Source organism: Sphingomonas oligoaromativorans (assembly GCF_011762195.1).
Lineage (GTDB): Bacteria > Pseudomonadota > Alphaproteobacteria > Sphingomonadales > Sphingomonadaceae > Solisphingomonas > Solisphingomonas oligoaromativorans.
This window is the reverse complement of record NZ_JAASQK010000004.1, coordinates 394,817-412,161: the sequence shown is the minus strand read 5'-3', so window position 1 is coordinate 412,161 and position 17,345 is coordinate 394,817. Positions and strand designations below refer to the sequence as shown.

The 17,345-nt window shown below is 65.9% G+C and carries 13 protein-coding genes; 7 read left to right on the top strand and 6 right to left on the bottom strand.

Features of this window, described 5'->3' with window-relative positions; all coding sequences use genetic code 11:
* Positions 1-2 precede the first annotated feature (2 nt).
* Entirely contained in the window at positions 3-1,229 is a 1,227-nt protein-coding gene (locus FHS98_RS10615; protein ID WP_167104097.1) for a hypothetical protein, read from the bottom strand.
* Positions 1,230-1,464: 235 nt separating this feature from the next.
* Between FHS98_RS10615 and FHS98_RS10610 the strand changes: the two genes are divergently transcribed.
* Entirely contained in the window at positions 1,465-2,751 is a 1,287-nt protein-coding gene (locus tag FHS98_RS10610) for an oligosaccharide flippase family protein (RefSeq protein ID WP_167104094.1), read from the top strand.
* Here FHS98_RS10610 and FHS98_RS10605 read toward each other — a convergent pair.
* Positions 2,746-3,774 carry a substrate-binding domain-containing protein gene (locus tag FHS98_RS10605; protein ID WP_167104091.1) on the bottom strand — a complete coding sequence of 343 codons (1,029 nt, stop codon included), beginning with the start codon at positions 3,772-3,774 and terminating at the stop codon, positions 2,746-2,748. The two genes, FHS98_RS10610 and FHS98_RS10605, sit on opposite strands and share 6 nt — an antisense overlap.
* Positions 3,771-4,991 (bottom strand): MFS transporter, encoded by a 1,221-nt coding sequence (locus tag FHS98_RS10600; RefSeq protein WP_167104088.1) that lies wholly within the window; start codon positions 4,989-4,991, stop codon positions 3,771-3,773. The genes FHS98_RS10605 and FHS98_RS10600 overlap by 4 nt, the downstream gene beginning before the upstream one ends.
* Positions 4,992-5,146: 155 nt before the next feature.
* Here FHS98_RS10600 and FHS98_RS10595 point away from each other — a divergent pair, with 155 nt between their 5' ends.
* The 6 genes from FHS98_RS10595 to FHS98_RS10570 all read left to right on the top strand — a co-directional run bounded on the left by FHS98_RS10595 (position 5,147) and on the right by FHS98_RS10570 (position 14,885).
* A complete protein-coding gene (locus tag FHS98_RS10595) occupies positions 5,147-7,633 on the top strand; it encodes a TonB-dependent receptor (protein WP_167104085.1) in 2,487 nt (828 codons plus the stop codon).
* A 116-nt stretch (positions 7,634-7,749) separates the two neighbouring features.
* Positions 7,750-9,312, top strand: coding sequence for a tryptophan halogenase family protein (locus FHS98_RS10590; protein WP_167104081.1), 1,563 nt, complete (start codon positions 7,750-7,752; stop codon positions 9,310-9,312).
* 13 nt (positions 9,313-9,325) lie between these two features.
* On the top strand, positions 9,326-11,587 hold the full coding sequence (locus tag FHS98_RS10585; protein WP_167104078.1) for a beta-glucosidase: 2,262 nt from the start codon (positions 9,326-9,328) through the stop codon (positions 11,585-11,587).
* A 124-nt stretch (positions 11,588-11,711) separates the two neighbouring features.
* Entirely contained in the window at positions 11,712-12,011 is a 300-nt protein-coding gene (locus tag FHS98_RS10580) for a terminase small subunit-like protein (RefSeq protein WP_167104075.1), read from the top strand.
* A gap of 115 nt (positions 12,012-12,126) precedes the next feature.
* Positions 12,127-13,854, top strand: coding sequence for a copper resistance system multicopper oxidase (locus FHS98_RS10575; protein WP_167104071.1), 1,728 nt, complete (start codon positions 12,127-12,129; stop codon positions 13,852-13,854).
* Complete coding sequence (locus tag FHS98_RS10570) at positions 13,851-14,885, top strand: copper resistance protein B (RefSeq protein WP_167104068.1); 1,035 nt, start codon at positions 13,851-13,853, stop codon at positions 14,883-14,885. The genes FHS98_RS10575 and FHS98_RS10570 overlap by 4 nt, the downstream gene beginning before the upstream one ends.
* Here FHS98_RS10570 and FHS98_RS10565 read toward each other — a convergent pair.
* The 3 genes from FHS98_RS10565 to FHS98_RS10555 are packed head-to-tail and all read right to left on the bottom strand — an operon-like array spanning position 14,816 to position 17,300.
* On the bottom strand, positions 14,816-15,961 hold the full coding sequence (locus tag FHS98_RS10565) for a glycosyltransferase (RefSeq protein ID WP_167104065.1): 1,146 nt from the start codon (positions 15,959-15,961) through the stop codon (positions 14,816-14,818). The two genes, FHS98_RS10570 and FHS98_RS10565, sit on opposite strands and share 70 nt — an antisense overlap.
* A complete protein-coding gene (locus tag FHS98_RS10560) occupies positions 15,958-16,752 on the bottom strand; it encodes a DUF2334 domain-containing protein (protein ID WP_167104062.1) in 795 nt (264 codons plus the stop codon). Before FHS98_RS10560 ends, FHS98_RS10565 begins: the two co-directional genes overlap by 4 nt.
* On the bottom strand, positions 16,752-17,300 hold the full coding sequence (locus tag FHS98_RS10555; RefSeq protein ID WP_167104059.1) for a methyltransferase domain-containing protein: 549 nt from the start codon (positions 17,298-17,300) through the stop codon (positions 16,752-16,754). The genes FHS98_RS10560 and FHS98_RS10555 overlap by 1 nt, the downstream gene beginning before the upstream one ends.
* Positions 17,301-17,345 lie beyond the last annotated feature (45 nt).

Genomic DNA, 17,345 nt, shown 5'->3' with positions numbered 1-17,345 from the left:
GATCAGGCCGCCGCCGCGGTGGGGCGCTTGGAGTGGCGGCCCGCGCCACTGCTGATCGCCGGCACGATCTGCTGCACCGGCCGCGCGAGGCTGCCGAGAATGGCCCTTGCCGCGCGATCGGCCGAACTCTCCTCGGTCAGATCGAAGCTGCGGCGGAACAATTCCTGCTGCATGGGCAGATAATGCGCATGTTCGGCAACGGCGCGATCCAGCGCCGCACCGAGATCGGTCGGATCGGCAATGACTTCGCCGGTCTGCCAATGGGCATAGTTGGGGTTGCCCCGCCATTCCGCGTTCTGGCTGTTGAGGAACAGGCACGGGCGCGGACGATACAGGAACTCGTAGACCTGACTGCTCACGTCGCCGAGATAGATGTCGGCGGCGGAGGTATAGGTCATGTCCGTGGAGGCCCGGCTGCCCAGATCGACGTGGATGTTCGGCGCTTCCTTCACCCGGCGGTCGATCAGGCCGGGCCGATCGATGCGCAGCTTGTCGATGGTCAGCACGAAACGCCGGTGGAACAGCATCACATGCGGCGCGAAGATCAGGTTGTAGCGGTCGTCGTTCAGGAAATGGTCGAGCACCGCACGGCCGTGCCGATACCATGACGACAGATGCGGCGACGGATGCGGATTATAGAGCACCGTCGGCTTGCCATTGTCCTGAAACGGCAGGCGCACGGGCACCTTCGGCAGCAGATCGAACTTCGGATAGCCGACCGTCGACAGGCGATCCGGGGAAAGCCCCGCTTCCTCGATCAGCCGCTCGCGGATCTTCGGCCCCGACACCAGCACATGATCGAACTTCGCGCTCGCCTTGTCGAACCCGATCGCCCGATCGCCCGCGCCGTGGCGGGTATGGATGATACGCAGATTGTCGAGATGATAATGGCTCTTGAGCAGCAGCGAGGTCTTCTCCGCCACCACCAGCATGTCCAGCGAGGCGAAGAAATCGAGATTGTCGCGATAGATGCCGAGCTTGGTGATCGGCAGGATCGCCTCCAGGCGCCGCGCGAAACGGGTGAGCGGCCGGCGCAACGTCAATTCGACCGACGGCAGCGTCACCCCATGCGCCGCGCTGATCCGCCGGACTTCGGCCGAGAGACGCTCGTTGGTGGTCGCCACGACGATATCGACATGGGGCGCCACGCGGGCCAGCGCCATCGCGATGGGCAGCGAGTGGGCGACCTGATGGATCTGGTCGTGGTTGAACAAAAATCCGATTTTCATAAATGCTCGAAACCGATGCTCGCCTATCGGAAGAGACGTAGCCGATTGGCCATTCCCGCAGCTTTTCCCGTTATTAAATAGCGTTCATGGAAAGATTCGTGACTCCCGCCACCGTGCATTTGGCACGGCACAAGGGTAGAGCGCCCGCATGACCGCCCCAGTTGCACCCGGCCGAACGCCAGTTGCGTCCTCGCCCGCCAAAGAGACCAGACAAGCTGAATCGGGCCTGAAGAGAGTGGTCGCCAATCTGGCGCACCTGCTCGGTGGCAAGGCGGCGGCCGGGCTGATGAGCCTGGTCTATCTCATCATCGTCGCGCGGACGCTCGGCGTGCGCGATTATGGGATGCTCGTGCTGGTGAACAGCTATGCCCTGTTCGTCGGCAGCCTGCTGGCCTTTTCCGGTTTCCACGGGGTGGTCCGCTACGGATCGCTGGCGGCGGCGGAGAACGATCCGGCGCGGCTGGCGCGGATCGTTCGCTTCATGGCCGTGGTGGAACTGGGCTTCGGATTGCTGGCCGTGCTCGTCACCGCGGCGGCCGTGCCTCTGGTCGGGCCGAGGCTTGGCTGGTCGCCGGATGCGATGCGGATCGCCGTGCCCTACAGCCTCGCCGTGCTCGCGACGGTTCGCGCCACGCCCCAGGGACTGCTCCAGGTCGCCGGACGCTTCGACCTGATCGGCATCCACCAGGCGGTGTCGCCGACCGTGCGGCTGTTCGGGACGCTTATCATATGGACGATCGGCGGCGGACTGGACGGCTTCCTGCTCGTCTGGCTCCTGTCCAGCGTCGCCGAGGGCGTCGCGATGTGGGCGCTCGGCCTGATCGCGTGGCGCAAGCTGATGGCCTCCGAGCCGCTTCGCGGGCCGTGGCGCGGGCTGCTGCGGGAGCCGACCGGCTTCGGCCGCTTCATCCTCGTGACCAATCTCGACATCACTTTGCGCGAGTTGGCGCCCAATCTCGCTCCCCTGACGATCGGCTGGATGCTGGGGCCGGTGGCGGCCGGCCTGCTATCGCTGGCCCAGAGAGCGACGACGCTGCTGGATCAGCCCTCCAAGCTGCTCAGCCAGGCGAGCTATGCGGTGCTCGCCGATCAGGTCGCGCACGGACGGTTCGATCAGCTCCGCCATACCGTCTGGCGGAGCGCCACCATTGCCGGCGCCCTCGCCGCGCCGATCGTCGTCGCGTTCTGGGCAGCGGGCAACCACCTCCTGCCCTTCCTGGGCGGCCACACCTTTCAGGGTGGCGCGGTCATCGTCACGCTGATCGCGGGGGCGAGGCTCGCGGCCCTGATCGCCTCGCCCATCGCGGCGGGACTGACGGCGCTCGGCAAGCCCCAGCGATCCATGGCGGTGACGCTGGTGACCAATCTCGCGCTCTATCCGCTGCTGCCGCTGCTGGTGTTGTGGCTGGGGCTCCATGGCGCGGGGCTTCACGCGCTATTCCAGAATGTGATCGCGACGGCGATGCTGATCTTCTTCTTCGCAAAGGATGCCCGCGATCCGCCGCCACGCCCGGTTTCATGAGGAGGCGGCAGGCGGCGCGGTGCTCTCGCGGGTGATGAGGGCATAGGACAGTTCGCGCTGGAAACGCGGATCGCCGGGCGCGTTGCGATAGACGGGATCGATGAGGATATCGACGGCAGCCGCCGCCATCTCCTCCATCGGCTGGCGAACCGTGGTGATGGGCGGCCAGGCGATCCGCGCCGTCGCGGTGTCGTCGAAGCCCGCGATGGAAAGGTCCGTCGGCACGGTCAGGCCCAGCTTGGCCGCCGCCGCCGACACGCCCAACGCCATGTCGTCATTGCTGGCGAAGATCGCGGTGGGACGGGACGGGCCGCGCAGCATCGCCTCGCCCGCCTCGATTCCGCTACGGAAGGTGAAATCCCCCGGCGCGACATGATCCGGGATGACGCTCAATCCCGCCCGGCGCATCGCCTCCAGATAACCCTTCAGTCGCTTCGGAGTCGCCGCGTGGCTGGGGATGCCCTTGATAAATCCGATATCCCGATGGCCAAGATCGATCAGACTGCGCGTCATGTCATAGGCCGCCCGCTCCTCGTCGATGTCGACGACGCCGGAGCGCTCCAAACGCTCCCCCGGCGAAATGCGGACATAAGGCAGCTTCAATGCCTCCAGCCGATCCAGCAGCGGGCCATGGCGGCAGACCGGCGGCGTCAGGATCGCGCCGTCCAGTCTCAGCGCGTCGATGCTCGTCATCATCTGCCGCTCCCATCCCTCCGACGAGATGTCGAGCGGCTCGACGACAAGATGATAATTCCGCTTCCGGCATTGCATCAGCGCGCCGCGCTGCATCGCCACGGCGTAGCTCGACCAGGCGGGATCGTGGAGGAACAAACCGAGCAGATAGGACCGAGAGCTCGAAAGGCTGCGTGCAAAGGCATTGGGTCGATAACCAAGCGCCTCGACCACTTTCATCACCGCATCGCGCAGTTCGGGACGGACATGCGCCTCCTGGTTGATGACGCGGGAGACGGTCTTCGCAGAGACGCCGGCCTGCGCGGCAACGTCCTTGATAGTAATGGTCACGACAGCTCCCGGTTGCGAGACGAGCGGTAGAGTGCGAACGCAACGATCACGATATAACACGCCCCCGGAACCAGGAGCGAAAACACCAGCCCGCGCGCATCGGCGACATAGCCCGTCAATACCGGTATTACCGCGCCACCCACGACGGCCATGCACAGCAACATCGAGGCCAGCGGCATGTCCGCCTCGTCGTCCGGCATAGCGAGCGCGTAGCCGAGCGGGAACATGACGGAGTTGCACAACCCGATCGCCAGGATCGCGATGGCTCCGGCCATTCCACCGACACCGATCACGACCGCCAACAGCAGCAACGCTCCGCAGGCCGCGAGCATCAGCATCCGCGCCGCCGCGATCCGCCGGAGCAGCCAGGAACCGGCGAAGCGGCCGATCATCGCTCCGCCCCAGTACAGGCTGACGAGCCGTCCGGCGAAAACCGCTCCGGCACCGATCGTATCCGGCAGCATGAGATAATTGACCGCCAGCGTCCCGACCGTCACCTCCGCACCGACATAAGCGAAGATCACGATCACGCCGGCCTGCATCGGCCGATGGGCCAGCAAGCGGCGGATGCGCGTGAAGCTCGGCGTTGCCGCGCCGGAACCGGCGGTGCGCGGCAGGAGATCGCGGCCAAGGAAAAAGCCGAGGGCCAGGCAGAGCAGTCCCGCGCCCATCGCCAGAAAGGGCAGCTCCGGCATCAGCCGGCCCTGCCATGCACCGAGCAGGAACCACGCGCCGATCAGCGGCCCCAAAACGGTGCCCAACGAATTGAACGCCTGAAGCAATGTGAAGCGCGACGCCATGGCCGAACCCGAACCCGCGGCCGCCACCACGGCATTCCCAGCGATCTGGAGCACCGTCGCGCCCGACGACAGCAACAGCAGCGAAGCCAGCATGGAGGGATAATCCCGCGCGCCGTTGGCGATCGACAGGAGCAGACACCCCGCCCCCACCACGGCAAGACCGGCCGCGATGGCCCTCAGATAGCCGATACGCACGACGGCGAGCGCGATCGGCAGCGCGAACAGCAGATAGCTCGAATAATAAGCCAACTGCACCGTCAGCGCCTGATGATAGTTCAGCCCCAGCGTCAGCCGGAGCCGCGGCACGAGCAGGTTCACCATGGAGTTGAGCAGGCCGCCGCCGAGATAAACCCCGACAAGCAACCGAAACAGCCGGTCAGCCCGACCGTCCTGCGGCGTCCCTCTCTCCCCCATCATGCGGTAACGCTACCATTCGGCTCGACAAGCACAAGTCTCCTTCGTTCCGGCTGCTTTTTACCAGACAACGATGTCAAATTTTCTTTGACATCGTTGTCTGGTTCTGTTTGAAGGCGGCCAAGCCCCATCAACTGGGCGATTTCTGGGAGGGATGCATGACCCGGCATATTCTTGCCGCGAGCACTGCGCTTGCGGCCACGCTTTTCGTTACCTCGACTGCCTTCGCGCAGGACAGCGCCCCCGCCACGCCCGCTCCAGCGGCCGAGGCCGGCCAGATCCAGGAAATCACCGTCACCGCGACCAAGCGCGAGACGAGCCTCGAGCGCACGCCGATCGCCATCTCGGCTTTCGGTCAGGGCCAGCTCGATAAGCAGCAGGTCAAGGACGTCACCGGCCTCGCCGATTTCGTGCCCAGCCTTCATTTCGCCCAGCAGGGCGATCAGGGCGCCATTCTGCTCACGATGCGCGGCATCGGCAATGACAGCGCTTACACGGAAGTCGCCGACCCCGAGGTCGCGATCTACGTCGACGGCATCTATTCGCCGCGCGCGCAGGGCGCTTCCGTCCTGCTGTACGATATGGAGCGCGTCGAAGTGCTGCGTGGCCCGCAGGGCACGCTGTTCGGCCGCAACGCGACCGTCGGCGCGATCAACATGGTGACCGCCAAGCCGAAGCTCGATGACTTCCACGCCAGCCTTGAGGCGGTGGGCGGCAGCTACAACCGCTTCGGCGTGCGCGGGATGGTCAACATCCCGGTGACGAGCAACTTCGCCCTGCGCGCTGCCTTCATCACGGATCGTCATGACGGCTACATCAGCTATCAGCAGGCGCCGAATATTCCCGGCCTCAACCGTTCCGCCTTCGTCACCAGCGGCAAGCGCTATGGCGCGGCGGATCAGAAGTCGGCACGTCTCAGCGCTCTGTGGGATCTCGGCCGCTTCAAGTGGAATCTGAGCGGCGAATATTACAAGGATGACGGTGCGCCCATCCTGTCGCTGATGCAGCATCCGCGGGCCGGCCAGAAGTTCTGGTCCGCGCTGGTCGACACCGCGCCGCAGACCAACCGCTATTCGGGCGGCGTCCGCTCGAACATGACCTATGACTTCAGCGATCATATCGAAGCGGCTTACATCGCCGGCTGGTCGCGGGTCGGCGGCAATGCGGACTCGGATGCCGATGCCGGCGCGCATCCGCCGACGCAGAATGCGGATGGTTCGATCAACCTGCCGAACGACAGTTTCGGCGAGAACCGGACGACCTTCTCGCGCTATGACTCCTGGAGCCAGGAAGTTCAGTTGAAGTCGATCGGCAAGAACACGATCGACTGGATTCTCGGCGGCTATTACAGCCACGAAAAGAACCAGATTCGCTTCGATATCGACCAGCGCAACGGCTATCGCGACGGCACCTTCAACTGGGCGGGCACGTTCATCCAGGCTGATCGCACCATCGATTCGCGCGCCGCGTTCGGCCAGGCGATCTGGCATGTGAACAACTGGATCAACCTGACCGGCGGCATTCGCTACACGTCCGACGAGAAGCGGGACGTCGGCGGCCGCAACATCACCTACTGCGGTGGCACGGTCGCGGCTGGCAATCCCAACTGCTACAACACGCCTGGCCTGCCGGGGATTTTCGGCATTGCCAACAATGGCGCGGGCAACGCCCAGCAGGTCGTCGACCAGTTGAACGCCGAGAGCAGCGCGCTCGGCTACGGCAACCTGTGGGATATCTCCAAGAACGACACCCACGGCAAGTGGAACAAGGTGACCTGGCTGGCCCGCGCCGACGCGCAGGTGACCGACACCACCCTTGTCTACGGCTCGGTGAGCACGGGCTTCAAGTCGGGCAACATCGAGGACGGCGGCCTGCTCGCTGGCCCGGAGACGCTGACCAACTATGAAGTCGGCTCCAAGTCGCGGCTGTTCGGCGGACGTGCCACGGTCAACCTCGCGGCCTATTATGAGGACTTCAAGGGCTATCAGGTCAACCAGGCGATCACGACGCAGGATGCGAACGGCAACATCACGGGCAGCCAGCTCGTGACGACCAACGCCAAGGGCGCGAAGGCCTGGGGTATCGAAGCCGAAATCACGGCCAACATCACCCGGACCGACCGCATCAACTTCGCGGGCACCTATCAGCACACCAAGCTGGATCACCTCGTCACGATCGACAACCGTATCTATCCGACGGCTGAAGAGAATTTCGAGAATCTGGCGGGCAACCAGCTCCCGCACGCGCCGCATTTCTCGATGACGGCCACCTACGAGCATGATTTCCTGCTGCCGAACGAAGGCCGCCTCACGCCGCGCTTCACCGTCCATTACGAGACGCGGAGTTGGCTGAGCTACTTCAACGGCGACGTGGCATCGCGCTACAAGCCGGACGATCAGGCCGGCAAGGGCCTGCTCGGCACCGAGTTCGACCAGCAGAAGGCCTATGCCAAGATCGATCTCGGCATGACCTACGCGGCTCCGGGCGACAAGTACGAGATCGAGGCGTTTGGTCAGAACGTGACCAACCATCGCATCCGCACCAGCGCGGGCGTCAGCGGGACGACCAACGGCCTCTCCGCGGTGTTCCTGTCGAACTATGAGGCTCCCTCGACCTGGGGCGTGCGCGTCCGCGCGAAGTTCTAAACTTCCCCCACCCGGCTTGCGTTTCGCCGGGTACTGCGGCCATCGTTCGTGATCGGACGATGGCCGCCATTTCTTTCCTTGGACCTCCGGCTCCTTTCAGCAGAGGCTGAAGACGCATGACGCAGAAGCGTATCGTGATCGTGGGAGGCGGAACGGCGGGCTGGCTCACCGCGGCCTATCTGTCCCGCAATCTGCCTGGGGCCGGGCGGCCGCATGGCTGGGCGATCACGCTCGTCGAATCCCCCGACATCGGCGCGATCGGCGTCGGCGAGGGAAGCTTCCCGACACTCCGTTCGACGCTTGCCACCCTGGGCCGCAGCGAGGCCGAGTTCCTCCGCGCCAGCCACGCGACCTTCAAGCAGGGCGTGCGCTTCGTCGACTGGGCTGCCGGACCGACGCCGGGCTCCGGCGCGGACGACTATTTCCACCCCTTCAACCTGCCCTTCGGCGGCGATGCGCCCGGTCTTTTGCCGTTCTGGCTGGACAGCGCATCCGATCCGGCGCGCCCGGCCTATGCCGATGCCGTCACCGCGCAGGAGCGCGTGATCCGCGCCGGACGCGGCCCCAAGCGGGCTCAAGACCCCGATTTCGACGGCCCGATGAATTATGCCTATCATTTCGATGCGGCGCGCCTCGCGGATTTCCTCCGCGATGTCGCGACCTCGAACGGCGTCGAGAGGATCGAGGCCACGATCGCGACCGTCGACCGCACCGAGCAGGGCGGCATCGCGGCCGTGCGCGCGGCCGATGGCGGGCCGGCGATTGCGGGAGATTTCTTCGTCGACTGCTCGGGCTTCCGGGCGCTGCTGATCGGCGATACGCTCGGCGCCCGTTTCAAGAGCGTCGAGGATGTGCTGTTCAACGATCGCGCCATCGCGCTCCAGATCCCGCACGAGCGGCCGGACACACCGATCGCGCCCTATACGCTGGCGACGGCGCATGAAGGCGGCTGGATCTGGGATATCGGCCTGATCGATCGCCGCGGCACCGGCTGCGTCTATTCGAGCCGCCATATGTCCGACGACGAGGCCGAGGCGGTGATCCGTCGCTATGCCGGCCCGGCGGAGAAGGGGCTTCAGACCGGGCGGCTCCAGTTCCGCACCGGCTATCGTGAGCAGCAATGGATCGGCAACTGCATGGCGATCGGGCTTTCCGCCGGCTTTTTCGAGCCGCTGGAATCGACCGGCATCATGTTGATCGAAGTCGCCGCCCGGATGCTCGCCGAGATGCTGAACGGCCCGGTCGACCGCGCCGCGCTTGAAGGGGCCGCGCGCAACTTCAACCGGCAGATGCCGGCCCGTTTCGACGCCATCGTCGAGTTCCTGAAGCTCCATTATGCGGTCAGCCGCCGCGCCGACACCGCCTATTGGCGCGACAACACCGATCCCGCTTCCTGGCCGGAAGGGCTCCGCGACAAGATCGCCCAATGGCGCCGCCGGCTCCCTTCCCGCTTCGATTTCGTGGTGGATCACGAGACCTTCCTGCCGCCGAGCTGGGCCTTCATCCTGCACGGCCTCGGCTTCGGGACGCAGGCGGGGGCCGGTGCCTTCGCCGCCTCCCCACAGGATGGCGCGGATGCGCGCACGGCTTTCGACAGGGTGCGACAGGCCGGCGCGCAGGCGGTCGACGCCCTGCCCGACCACCGAGCCCTGCTCGACCATTATCAACGACAGAACTGAGAGAGAGGCCTTCATGAGCGAGACCCGTTTCCCGATCCTGCGATGCATCCTGCTGGCGGGCGCTGCGCTCTCGCTGACGGCGCCTGTGCTGGCTGCGGCGCCTCAGGCGGCCAAGCCGTGGCTGAATCGCAAGCTCGGGACGGAGGCGCGCGCCTCCGCGCTGGTCGCCGCGATGACGGAGGACGAGAAGCTCCAGCTCGTCCGCACCTGGTTCCCGCCCTTCGCGCAGGGCAAGCCGGGCGCGCCGACCGATATGGTCCCATCCGCCGGTGAGATGGTCGGCGTGCCGCGCCTCGGCATTCCGACGCTGCGTGAGAGCGACGCCAGCCTCGGCGTCGCCAATCAGGTCGAGCAGCGCAAGGGCGACGTCGCGACGGCGCTCCCGGCCGGCCTCGCCACGGCGGCCAGCTTCGATCCCGAGGTCGCCTATGCGGGCGGCGCGATGATCGGCTCCGAAGCGCGGGCCAAGCGCTTCAACGTCCTGCTCGCCGGCGGCGTCAACCTGACGCGCGATCCGTGGGGCGGGCGCGACTTCGAATATCTCGGCGAAGACCCGCTGCTGGCCGGCGTGATCGATGGCGCGCACATCAAGGGCGTGCAGAGCAACCACATCGTCTCGACCATCAAGCATTTCGCCCTTAATTCGCAGGAAACCGGCCGCATGGTGGCGGATGCGAAGCTCGACTGGACGTCGCTCCACGAGAGCGATCTGCTCGCGTTCAAGATCGCCATCGATCAGGGTCGTCCGGGCTCGGTGATGTGCGCCTACAACCTCGTCAACGGCGATTATGCCTGCGAGAACAAGGAGCTGCTGACCACCATCCTGCGTGGGGATTGGGGCTATAAGGGCTTCGTGATGTCCGACTGGGGGGCGGTACACTCGACGGCCAAGGCCGCCAATGCCGGCCTCGATCAGGACAGCGGCGCCGAACTCGACAAGATGATCTATTTCGGCGCGCCGCTGAAGGAGGCGCTGGCGAAGGGCGAGGTGCCGAAGGCCCGCCTCGACGAGATGGCCAAGCGCGTGCTGACCGGCATCATCGAGACTGGCCTCTACGACGATCCGGCGCCCGCCACCAACCAGCCGATCGATTATGCCGCCCACGCGCTCGTCGCCCAGAAGGCGGCCGAGGAAGGCATCGTCCTGCTGCGCAACGAGGGAGACATGCTCCCGCTCGCGACACAGGCGAAGCGCATCGTCGTGATCGGCGGCCATGCCGATGTCGGCGTGCTGTCGGGCGGCGGTTCGTCGCAGGTCCGCTCGGTCGGCGGCGTGCCGGTCGAGATTCCGCTGAAGAGCGGCCCGGCAGCCTCCTTCGCGCGGACGACCTGGCATAATTCCTCGCCGATGAAGGCCATTCAGGCGCTCGTGCCCGGCGCGGAGGTCACCTATGTCGACGGCAGCGATCCGGCTGCGGCAGCAGCGGCGGCAAAGGCGGCGGACATCGCCATCGTCTTCGCGACGCAGTGGCGCACCGAGGCGGAAGACATCCACAACCTCACCCTTCCGAACGATCAGGACGCGCTGATCGACGCGGTCGCGGCGGCCAACCCGAAGACTGCGGTGGTGCTCGAAACCGGCGGCCCGGTGCTGATGTCGTGGCTCGAGAAGGTGCCGGCGGTGCTCGCCGCCTGGTATCCGGGCCAGCGCGGCGGCGAGGCGATCGCCAACATCCTGTTCGGCAAGGTGAACCCCTCGGGCCGCCTGCCTATCACCTTCCCGGTCGCCGAAAAGCAGGCCCCTCGCCCCGCGCCGGTCAACCTCGCGGCGATCGAGGCGAACGACGCGGCTTCCAACGCGGGCAGCGCCGGCGCGCAGGCGGCGATCTTCCCGATCGAATACCCGGAAGGCGCGAATGTCGGCTATCGCTGGTTCGAAGCGCAGAAGGAGAAGCCGCTCTTCCCGTTCGGCTATGGGCTTTCCTACACACACTTCGCGTACAAGAACCTCAAGGTGACCGGCGGCGCGACGCTCGCCATCAGCTTCGACGTGACCAACAGCGGCGCCCGCGCCGGTGCGGATGTCCCGCAGGTCTATGTCGCGGCGGATGGCCAGACGGCGCGCCTCGCCGCCTTCCAGCGCGTCGAGTTGAAGCCGGGCGAGACCCGTCATGTGACGCTGACCGCCGAGCGGCGCATCCTGTCGCGCTGGGACGACAAGGCGCGGGGCTGGCATCTTGTGGGCGGGCGTTACCATGTCGCCCTTGCCCGTGCCGCGGGCGACGCGGCGTTGACCGCCGATGCCACCATGACCGATCAGCGCTTCCGCCCCTGATCCTGGAGGCGGCGCGGGCCATGGCCGCCTGCGCCGCCTTACTCAAGCTCCGGCGATCACCCCGGTTGACTTCGCGCCCGATCCCGATAGGGCAGCGCGCCCCGCCGAGGAACGCCCCGCGAACATGATCGAGAATGCCGACGTCCCGAATATCCAGTTGAGTTTCGATCTCGGTGATCTCGACCCGTTGCTGGAGCGGATCGCGGGCGGGGAATCCCTGCTGCGCGTCTGTCGGGATTGCCGGATGAGCTTCAAGGGCTTCCTGCGGCTCGCGGACCAGGATCCAGCCTTCGCCGCCCGACTCGAACGGGCGCGGGAGCGCGGCATGGACATCCTGCGCGAACGCCGTGAGCAAATCGACGGGGATGCCCTCAAGGCACTGAGCTGGATCGTGCGGCGAAGGCTGGGCGCGTCCGCGGGCTGATCCGCGCCTGGCGACGCGGGGGGTCGAGCAACAAAATCTCGATCGCCCCTCTTGACCTTCCCAACATGACAAGCCCCATCGGGTTCGCGGTGAAGAGCGACGGGGCCGGTTTCAGATGACTTCCAGTACGACACGCGCACTCGGTTCCGAGCGGATCGTCGACCGGCGGCGGTTGCTGCTCGGCTCCACGCTGTTCGGGGGAAGTGCGGTCGCGTCGGCATGGACGCCGGCATGGGCCAAGCGGATTTCTACGGGGATCGGGAGCGAAGCGCGCCCTCTTTCCGGTGAGGACATCACGCTGCGTATCGCCCGCCAGACGATGCGGATCGACGGACGCCCTTCACGCGCCGTCGGCATCAACGGCTTCGCGCCTGCGCCGCTCATCCGTCTGCGGCAAGGGCAGAATGTCCGCCTGCGCGTCGTCAACGAACTGGACGAGGACAGCTCGATCCACTGGCACGGCCTGCTGGTGCCGGCGCAGTTCGACGGTGTGCCCGGCATCTCCTTCCCCGGCATCCGCGCACGTTCGACCTTCGTGTATGAATTCCCGATCCGGCAGGCGGGCACCTACTGGTATCACAGCCATTCGGGCTTTCAGGAGCAGCTTGGCCTTTACGGCCCGCTGGTGATCGAGCCGGCCGGCCCGGAGTGCGCGCCTTTCGACCGCGAGCACGTCATCCTGCTCTCCGATCATAGCCATGAGGCGCCTGAGACGATCTTCCGCCACCTCAAGCTGATGCCCGAATATTATAACCGGGAGCAGCAGACGCTCTCCGGCCTGCTCGCGGGCAAGGACCAGCCACTCGCCGAACGCCTCAAATGGGGCGGGATGCGGATGGAGCCCACCGACATCGCCGATGTCACCGGGGCGACCTACACCTATCTCGTCAACGGCCATGGCCCGCAGGATAACTGGACCGGACTCTTCACGCCCGGCGAGCGCGTTCGCCTGCGCATTATCAACGCCTCGTCGATGACGACCTTCAACCTGCGCATCCCCGGTTTGCCGATGACGGTCGTTCAGGCGGATGGTCAGGATGTCCACCCGGTCGAGGTCGACGAGTTCCAGATCGGCATCGCCGAAACCTACGACGCCATCGTCATTCCCCAGGAGGATCGCGCCTACACCCTTGTCGCCGAGAGCATCGACCGGTCCGGCATGGCGCGGGCGACGCTCGCCCCACGCGCCGGCATGATAGCGGAGATGCCCCCGCTCCGGGCACGGCCCCTGCTTTCCATGGCCGACATGGGCATGGGCGCGATGGGCGGCGACATGGGCGGCATGGACATGAGTATGCGCAATTTCGCCCATGCCCTGCAGGTGAAGCGTGGCCCCGGCGTGCAGACGCTCGCCCCCATGCCGGTCGACCGAACCGGCGATCCCGGTGTGGGGCTGGCCGGCGTCGGGCATCGCGTGCTGACCTATCGTGACCTGATGGCGCTCGATCGCAATCCCGATATCCGTGCCCCGTCCCGCTCGATCGAGGTTCATCTGACCGGCAACATGGAGCGCTTCATGTGGTCGTTCGATGGCAAGGCCATGTCCGATATGATGGAGCCCATCCCCTTCACCGAGGGCGAGCGGGTGCGCGTGACGCTCATCAACGACACGATGATGGGCCACCCCATCCACCTGCACGGCCATTTCTTCGAGCTGGTGACGGGCCATGGCGATCATGCGCCGCGCAAGCATACGGTGCTGGTCCAGCCGGGTGGGACGCTGAGCTTCGATCTTACCGCCGACGCCCCCGGCGACTGGGCGTTCCATTGCCATCTTCTCTATCACATGACCGCCGGCATGATGCGCGTCGTGAGCGTCCGTCCGCGCGGAGACGCCGCATGATCCACCGCCCTCTGCTGCTCGGCATGGCCTTCCTCGCCGCGCCTTCCCTTGCGCAATCGATGCCGGGAATGGACATGAAAGGCATGGTGATGCCCGCGCCGCCCAAGGCACCGGCTCATCATCGAAAGACGCCACCCGCGAAACCGGCCGCCAAGGCGGCCCCTCATCATGCGATGTCCCACGATCATGGCGATATGACCATGCCGATGGGACACGACATGCCCGAGCCCCCTGCGGCCCATGACATGACCGCGATGGATGGCGTGGCGATGACGGGCACCTCGCTCCCCGCAGGCAACGCGCCGGCACCTTCGATGCCGATGGATCATTATGCGGACCGCTTCTACGCTCCGGCGGACATGGAACGCTCCCGCCGGCAGATGATGCGGGAGGATGGCGGCGGGCTCCACCATCAACTGCTCTTCAACATCGCGGAGATACAGGCTCAACAAGGGCATGAAGGCTATCGCTGGGATGCCGATGGCTTCGTCGGGGGCGATATCAACCGCCTCTGGATCAAGAGCGAAGGCGAAGGCCGGTTCCACGACGGCGTCGATCATGCCGAGGTGCAGGCGCTCTACGGGCGCGCCATTGGCCCTTATTACAATCTCCAGCTCGGTGTGCGGCAGGATATCCGCCCCTCCCCGTCGCGGACCTACGCCGCGTTGAGCATCGAAGGCCTCGCCCCCTACAGGTTCGAGACGGAGGCGGCGCTGTTCGTCTCGACGCGCGGTGACGTGCTGGGCCGGATCGAGGCGCTGTACGACCAGCGGATCACACAGCGGCTCGTCCTTCAGCCTCGCGTCGAACTCAATCTCTCCGCGCAGGATGTGCCACAGGGTCGCTATGGTGCCGGATTGGTCGACGCCGAACTCGGCCTGAGGCTGCGTTATGAGATCCGGCGGGAATTCGCCCCCTATGTCGGCGTGAGTTGGGAACGCAAGGCGGGCAAAAGCGCCGACTATGCCCGCGCCGATGGGGACAGGATATCCTCGGCGAGCTTCGTGGCGGGCGTGAGAGGCTGGTTTTGAGCCATGTCCGCATCACTCAGCCCCAAAGCGGCGAGGAATTTTCCGGCGATCCTGTCCGGGTCGAAACGCCGCGCCGCTGCGCGCTGACTGTCGGGATCGGGAGGGCAGGCCAGTTGCCTCTCGATGGCGGCGGCGAGCGCGGCGGCATCGCCTGTCGGCACGATGGCCCCGTGGTGACCATCCATCAGAATTTCCCGCACGCCGTCTCCGCAATCGGTACTGACGACCGCGAGCCCCGCATGAAGCGCCTCGATGAGAACGGTCGGCAGCCCCTCGCGATCGGAGGAAAGGGCCAGGAGATCGGCCTGCTCCATATGGTCGTAGGGCGACGGCTGAAAGCCGAGAAAGCGGATCTGACGGCTCATGCCCAACACCTGCACGCGTTCTTCAAGGCTGCTCCGTAGCGGGCCGTCGCCCAGGATATCGAGGTGGAGATTCTTCCCGCGCATCCGGGTGAACGCATCGATCATGAGGCCGGGATTTTTCGGCCGGTCCAACCGTCCGATCCATAATATTCGCTTTCCCGGCCCCCGCGCCACCGACGATTGGGGCGGAGGCGGAACAGGATTGAAGATCGGAACGACCCGACCGTCTAGACCGATGGTCATGCCGCGGACATCGCGTGCCACGCCGCCCGACACGGCGATCACCTTGGTCGCCAGGCGGTAGAGGACGCTCGCGCTCAGGAAATAAGCCCAGCGCGGACTGTTGGCGCTGCGGCTCGGCGGCGAATGCTCCCATACCAGCAGCCGAGTGCCCGGCGACACTATCCGGCCAAGGCAGGCACAGAGATTGAGCTTCCAGAAACTGGAGATCAGCGCGACCGGCCGCCGTTCCCGAAGGTAACGCACCAGCCGGCCGGGAAGTCGCCATGTCCGTTCGCACCGAAGGTCCACGACAGTGAAATCGCGCGCCGCCTCTTCCAGCAGTTCGCCGGCGGATTGCATCAGCAGGATATCGATCGCATAGCCCCGTCGCTGGAGCGCCGCCGCCAGATATAACGCCACCCGCTCGCCTCCCCCGAACTTCAGGCTCGAAAGGAGGAACGCGATCCGTGGCGGCGGCTGGCCGTTCATGTTCCACGGACCTCCGCCCAGAGCCGCTTGCCAGCCAGATAGGGCGGCAGGAGCATCCGCTCCACTCGACCGCGTGCGAGGAACCCATGATGATATCCCCGATCGAGAAGGCTCCGGGGGCGTGATCGCAACGACAGATCCTGCAACGCCACCAGCCGCTCCCGATAATAAGGCTGCGACAGCGCCCGCCGCAGCCGATCCATATCCGCAGGCGTCATGCTGTTGGGATGGAGGCAGATCGTCCATGTTCCCCACCGGCGCGGCCGGGGGAACCATAGTTGCTGGGGCACCCAGGCGAACCCGTCCTCTTCGAAGCTGTCGAGGCTCAGGCCGTCGCTGATGATGCGGATCGGTGTCGCTTCCCGGAGCGCGCGCAGAGTAGCCCGATCGAACGCATGTCCGGGCGCGATCCACGCCGTCGGCCGAATGCCCTGCGCCACGAAAGCCGTCCAGGCGCGGACCAGCAGCCTCTTCTGCGCGTCCTCATCCAACCCGGCAAATTCGCTGCGATCATGGAACGGGACGATCAGCGTGCGGCGGTCCACCGGATGCTGACGATGGTGCAGGCCATGCATCGCAATCGCCCAACCTTTCGCCTCCCAGGCCCGGACACGATCCCAGAACAGCGGGTCCACCGGCCCCCGCACCAGATCCGTATCGCGATTTTCCGGTACGACCGCGACGATCGGCCGCGCCGCCAATGCATCGAGCATAGCCTCCATCGCAGCCCAGCGCTCCCGATCCATGGTCGGACATGCATCGTCGAGCCGCAGGAGATAGCGCGCCGCCATCAAAGCACCTCGTACAGGACGAAGAGCCGATGCTCCTCATCGAAGCGCTCGACCCGTGCCGCCACGGCCAGCCCATCGAGGAAGGCGAAATCATGATGATGGCGATAAGGCAGCGGACTCGTCGGCTCGACACGATCCATCAGCACATGGCGCGTCTTCGGCAGAAGCGGCCTCAGCCACGCCGCCACCTGATCCGGCGCGAAATCATGTAGCCAGTTCACGGCGATGAGCACGTCGATCGCCGGCTCCTCCACATCATCGAAGCTGCCTTCGCGAAATGTCACGGCCCGCCCGTGCCGGAGCCGGGCCGCCCGCAGCACGGCGCGATCGACGTCGTAGCCGATGCGTTCCGCCGCGCTCACCCGCGAGAGGATCGATCCGAGCCCGCAACCGACCTCCACGACGCAACGCGGCCGCAGCCCGTTGGCAAGCATCGCGACGCCACGGCGATAGGCCCGCCGGGATGTGGGGGACGACATATGCCATGGAGGGAAACCGAACAGCAGCCGCAAGCCTCCAAGCGCCACCTGATCGATCGCGATCCTCATCGAGCGGACCAGCCCCCGTGCCCGCGCGCGCCTCCATCGGCCGGC

Excerpts from the sequence above, each read along its gene's own strand:
- FHS98_RS10560 (WP_167104062.1), bottom strand. The coding sequence starts at position 16,752 with ATGGCGGCGCGCTATCTCCTGCGGCTCGACGATGCATGTCCGACCATG.
- FHS98_RS10585 (WP_167104078.1), top strand. The coding sequence starts at position 9,326 with ATGAGCGAGACCCGTTTCCCGATCCTGCGATGCATCCTGCTGGCGGGC.
- FHS98_RS10595 (WP_167104085.1), top strand. The coding sequence starts at position 5,147 with ATGACCCGGCATATTCTTGCCGCGAGCACTGCGCTTGCGGCCACGCTT.
- FHS98_RS10575 (WP_167104071.1), top strand. The coding sequence starts at position 12,127 with ATGACTTCCAGTACGACACGCGCACTCGGTTCCGAGCGGATCGTCGAC.
- FHS98_RS10590 (WP_167104081.1), top strand. The coding sequence starts at position 7,750 with ATGACGCAGAAGCGTATCGTGATCGTGGGAGGCGGAACGGCGGGCTGG.
- FHS98_RS10570 (WP_167104068.1), top strand. The coding sequence starts at position 13,851 with ATGATCCACCGCCCTCTGCTGCTCGGCATGGCCTTCCTCGCCGCGCCT.
- FHS98_RS10615 (WP_167104097.1), bottom strand. The coding sequence starts at position 1,229 with ATGAAAATCGGATTTTTGTTCAACCACGACCAGATCCATCAGGTCGCC.
- FHS98_RS10555 (WP_167104059.1), bottom strand. The coding sequence starts at position 17,300 with ATGAGGATCGCGATCGATCAGGTGGCGCTTGGAGGCTTGCGGCTGCTG.
- FHS98_RS10580 (WP_167104075.1), top strand. The coding sequence starts at position 11,712 with ATGATCGAGAATGCCGACGTCCCGAATATCCAGTTGAGTTTCGATCTC.
- FHS98_RS10600 (WP_167104088.1), bottom strand. The coding sequence starts at position 4,991 with ATGATGGGGGAGAGAGGGACGCCGCAGGACGGTCGGGCTGACCGGCTG.
- FHS98_RS10565 (WP_167104065.1), bottom strand. The coding sequence starts at position 15,961 with ATGAACGGCCAGCCGCCGCCACGGATCGCGTTCCTCCTTTCGAGCCTG.